Source organism: Flavobacterium sp. (genome assembly GCF_031363805.1).
In the GTDB taxonomy this organism is placed as follows: domain Bacteria; phylum Bacteroidota; class Bacteroidia; order Flavobacteriales; family Flavobacteriaceae; genus Flavobacterium.
On record NZ_JANLVD010000054.1, the window covers coordinates 1 to 4,571 of the forward strand.

The 4,571-nt window shown below is 31.9% G+C and carries 4 protein-coding genes and 1 pseudogene; 3 read left to right on the plus strand and 2 right to left on the minus strand.

Annotation, left to right across the window (positions count from 1 at the left end; translation table 11 throughout):
- Positions 1-218 (minus strand): annotated as a pseudogene (locus tag RMN92_RS03230) (hypothetical protein); the annotation flags it as partial.
- 2 nt (positions 219-220) lie between these two features.
- Positions 221-712 (minus strand): T9SS type A sorting domain-containing protein, encoded by a 492-nt coding sequence (locus tag RMN92_RS03235; RefSeq protein WP_309608027.1) that lies wholly within the window; start codon positions 710-712, stop codon positions 221-223.
- 134 nt (positions 713-846) lie between these two features.
- Here RMN92_RS03235 and RMN92_RS03240 point away from each other — a divergent pair, with 134 nt between their 5' ends.
- From RMN92_RS03240 to RMN92_RS03250, 3 genes are all read left to right on the plus strand, one after another.
- Complete coding sequence (locus RMN92_RS03240) at positions 847-2,820, plus strand: tetratricopeptide repeat protein (protein ID WP_309608028.1); 1,974 nt, start codon at positions 847-849, stop codon at positions 2,818-2,820.
- A gap of 1 nt (position 2,821) precedes the next feature.
- Positions 2,822-3,436, plus strand: coding sequence for a response regulator transcription factor (locus RMN92_RS03245; protein WP_309608029.1), 615 nt, complete (start codon positions 2,822-2,824; stop codon positions 3,434-3,436).
- 97 nt (positions 3,437-3,533) lie between these two features.
- The coding region (locus RMN92_RS03250) for a PHP domain-containing protein (protein ID WP_309608030.1) at positions 3,534-4,571 on the plus strand (1,038 nt) is incomplete at its 3' end.

A 4,571-nucleotide genomic window follows, 5' to 3' on the forward strand; every position in this document is an offset into this window, starting at 1 on the left:
TTATGTGTTTCTACATAAGAGGCATTTCCAGTTGCCGTTCCTTGCAAAATACTAATTCGCATTCCAACAGTAGTATTTACAACTAATGCATTACTCGCATTTCTAATTACCGCTTGATAACTAAAGGCTTGCGGTGCTTGAGCTTGTGTGGCAAAAAGAGTCAAGAACAAAGAAAAAAGAAGTGCTGTTTTTACGATATTTTGTATTGAATTTTTCATAATTAGTTGTTTTTTAAAATTCTAAATGTTTTAATGATTTTGCTGTTTTCTGAAACTTTCAAAAAATAAATGGCTGACGAAAGATTTTCCAAAGGAATTTGAGTTTCAATATTGGTAATTTTTTGATTTGAGATTTCTCTTGCATTAATGTCAAATAATTGATACATTAAATCTTGAAAATCATAATTTTCAATTTTTAAATTCACATAAGAAGTTGTTGGGTTTGGATATACCAGCATTTGCAACTTAATTTGTGTAAATTCTTCCCCACTTAAGGTAGAAATTTCAAAAGGCTGCTGTAAACCCTGACCAACAGAACCTGTAGATCCTGTGGCAGTAATATAATCTATCTGACCAATAGAATAACTGGTGCTTCCACCACTTCCTGTGGCATTTCCGCCCGATGCTAGCGTGGCTTGTTGGGCTTGCACCTTGTTGAAACCAATACATAATACCAGCATCAAGAGTAATTGCGTTTTTTTTATATTATTCATTATTAAAAGGTTAGCGATTTAATAATGTAAAATTAACAGATAGAAAAAAACTTACTCTACTGTAAAATAATGATTTATAATATCCTACTTTTATAGGAGATAAGAAAAAGGAACTTGTGGTTAACTTTGCCTATATGAGAAAAATTAAAATAATAGCTTCTAAAAAAATAACTTGCATCGCAATTTTATTGATTTCATTTATTTCATTTTCACAGCAAAAAGAGATAGATAGTATTAAAAAATTATTGAAAGGGAAATTAACTCTTTCACAACGCGCTTTAAAAATGAAAGATTTGGCTATGTATTATGAAGTAGTTGACAGTACGATATCTATTAAATCCTATGATAATGCATTAGATTTTGCTAAAAAAAATAAATTAGATTATGAAACTGCTGTCATTTACCAAAATAAATCATACATATACACTGCAATAGGTTTTTACAAAAAATCAATTGAAAATTTAGAGCAAGCATTAGTATTTTTAGATAAAGTAAAAAACAATAAAAATCCTGAATTTAGACCTAAAATTCACTCTGTTTTAGGAAATAATTATCGTTATTTAAGTGATAATAAAAAAGCATCACTACACTATTTAAAAGCAATTTCGGGATTTGAAAATTTAAATCTTTATTCACACGTAGTGAACAATTATTATAATTTAGCCAATGTTTATAAAAGTTTGAACGAGAATGAAAAAATATTTGAGTGTGCAGAAAAAACGCTCTTATTTGCAAGAAAAAGTAATGAAAAAAGAGATTTATTTATAGCCTATTATCTTAAATCGTATGCCTACGCAATGGCAAATGAGTATAAAGAAGCAAGTAAATATTCTAAAATAGCCAAACGATATTACGACAAAACCTATTCTTTTGAAAGTTTAACCGGTTATCACCTTATTTCAGGTTTAATAAATATGAATTTGAATGAACTAAATGAAGCAAACATTAATTTTAGTGAAGGTTTAAAAATCGCAGAAACCAACAAAAATGTTTTTAGTATCACACAATCAAAAATGCAATTAGCAAGAGTACTTACACTTCAAAAAAGGTTTGCTGAGTCGGAAAAAATATTAAAATCTGCAGAAGCAGTTATTGAAAAAACAAATGAAAATTTACAAAAAGATGTCTTATTAGATTATTATTCTAGATTGTATGAAGAATCTGGTGATTATAAAAAAGCATTATTATATTATAAAAAATACAAACAACTTAATGATTCAATAGCAAGTTCAGAGAATAAACATTTTTTATCAGAATTAGAAACAAAATACAACATTCAAAAAAAAGACAAAAACATTTTGGAACTAGAAAAACAACAAATCAAACAAAGAACATTTATCTATTCGTTAATAGGTATTGCTTTGGGTTTATTAATTTTTAGTTTTTTATTATACAAAAATTACAAAGCCAGAAAAAAAATAAATGATCAAGAAATTATTCAACTCCATCAAGAAAAAAAGATTGATGCGACACAAAACATGATTCAAGGCGAAGAACAAGAACGAACTCGATTGGCGCGTGACTTGCACGATGGATTGGGCGGCATGCTCACAGGTGTAAAATTTCAACTGAATTCTATGAAAGGAAACGTAATTTTATCAGAAGAAAATGCAGGTACATTTACCAAAAGCATTTCTCAAATAGACAACGCCATTGCCGAAATGCGCCGTGTAGCTCACAATATGATGCCAGAAGCTTTATTAAAATTTGGATTGGATGAAACTCTAAGAAGCTATTGCGATTCGGTTTCACAGAATTCAGAACTTACAGTTTCTTACCAAAGTTTTGGAATGGAAGAACGATTGGAACAAACCAACGAAATAGTATTGTATAGAATTGTTCAAGAACTTTTAAACAATACCATAAAACACGCCAACGCAACCAAATCCAATATTCAGTTAACTAGAAATGATAATTTAATTTCGCTAACAGTAGAAGATAATGGAAAAGGGTTTGATGTAAATACAGAACAGATTGCTTCGAAACTCGCAATGACAGGAATTGGTTTGTCGAACATCAACCACAGAGTGGAATATCTAAATGGAAAAATGGACATACAATCTGACAGCAAAGGAACTTCAACGCATATTGAATTTGAAATAACATAAAATGAAGCACAAAATTTTTATAGTCGATGATCATCCTATGGTAATTGAAGGATTCAAAGCATTGCTTAGCCAAAACGAGGATGTCCTAATTGTTGGTAGTGCCGAAAATGCCTTCCAAGCCATGGATTTTCTCAAAAAAAACGAAGTTGATATTGCTTTTCTCGACATCAATCTGCCAGATATTAGTGGCATCGATTTATGCAAAAAAATCAAAACTGAATTTCCTGCTATTCAATGTTTGGCATTAAGCACTTTCAACGACCGAAATTATGTTTCCAAAATGATAGAAAATGGTGCGAGTGGCTATTTACTAAAAAATTCTTCCAAAGAAGAAATAATGCAAGCCATTGATGCTGTTTCAAAAGGGAATATGTTTTTTAATGTCGATTATCAAAAACAAAACACCTCAAAATACGATCAAAAACCCATTTTGACTCGAAGAGAACAGGAGGTTTTAAAAGAAATTGCCGAAGGATTAACCAACCAACAAATTGCCGATAAACTTTTTATTAGCATCACGACCGTGAGCACACATCGTCAAAATTTGATGCTTAAACTCGAAACAAGTAACACCGCTTTATTGATAAAAATGGCTGTAAAATATGAGATGATTTAACTATTTTGTTAATAACTAAAATTGCCTTTCCAACACATAAAACGTATTTTTGTTTTACTAACTATTGCCTTTTGGCTAGTTACTAATGCCTACAAATATGTACTTAATCTTCGATACCGAAACCACAGGATTGCCGCGCAGTTGGGCAACACCAATTACAGATACAGAAAACTGGCCTCGTTGTGTGCAAATTGCTTGGCAACTGCATGACGATATGGGAAACCTTATTGAGCATCAAGATTATCTCATCAAACCCGAAGGCTATAATATTCCTTATGATGCAGAACGCATTCATGGAATTTCCACAGAACTTGCCCAAGAAGAAGGCTTTTTATTGCAAGAAGTTCTCGAAAAATTCAATGTAGCTCTATCAAAAACTAAATTTTTAGTAGGTCAAAATGTAGGTTTTGATGTCAATATTATGGGTTGCGAGTTTCATCGTGCAGGAATTAATTCTCCAATGGTGAAAATGCCTGTTTTAGATACCTGTACCGAAGTCACAGCTTCACTTTTAAAACTACCAGGAGGTCGTGGAGGAAAGTTTAAATTGCCAACGTTAACAGAATTACATCAATATCTTTTTAAAGTTCCGTTCTCAGAAGCCCACAACGCTACTGCCGATGTCGAGGCAACTACACGCTGTTTCTTCGAATTGATTCGTACAGCAGTTTTTAACAAACAAGAACTAGAAGTCGAGCAAGAATATTTTGAGGATTTTCAATTAAAAAATCCCAAAGAAATCCAGCTAATTGGGTTAAAACACATCAATCTAAAGGAAGCTTCCGCTGAAATTGTAAAACGTTTAAAACAATCAGGAAAAGTTTCCATTGAAACACAAATTCCATCAGAAGTAACTCAAGATCTAAAAGACGCTACTTTTGTGCATTTGCATAATCACACGCAATTTTCGGTTTTACAATCCACCATTTCGGTTGCAAAATTGGTTGCTGCAACTGCCAAAAATAAAATGCCAGCCGTTGCCATGACTGATCATGCCAATTTAATGGGTGCTTTTCATTTTGTTCGCGATGTTTTAAATCAGAATAAAATAGCTTCCGCTAAAAATGCTACGGCTATAGAAAATGGCGAGCCTGCCATTGAAGTTGAAATGAAACCTATTGTTGGTTGCGAATTT

What these genes read in the sequence shown, in the direction of transcription:
- RMN92_RS03235 (WP_309608027.1), bottom strand. Translation starts at nt 712, where the DNA reads ATGAATAATATAAAAAAAACGCAATTACTCTTGATGCTGGTATTATGT.
- RMN92_RS03240 (WP_309608028.1), top strand. Translation starts at nt 847, where the DNA reads ATGAGAAAAATTAAAATAATAGCTTCTAAAAAAATAACTTGCATCGCA.
- RMN92_RS03245 (WP_309608029.1), top strand. Translation starts at nt 2,822, where the DNA reads ATGAAGCACAAAATTTTTATAGTCGATGATCATCCTATGGTAATTGAA.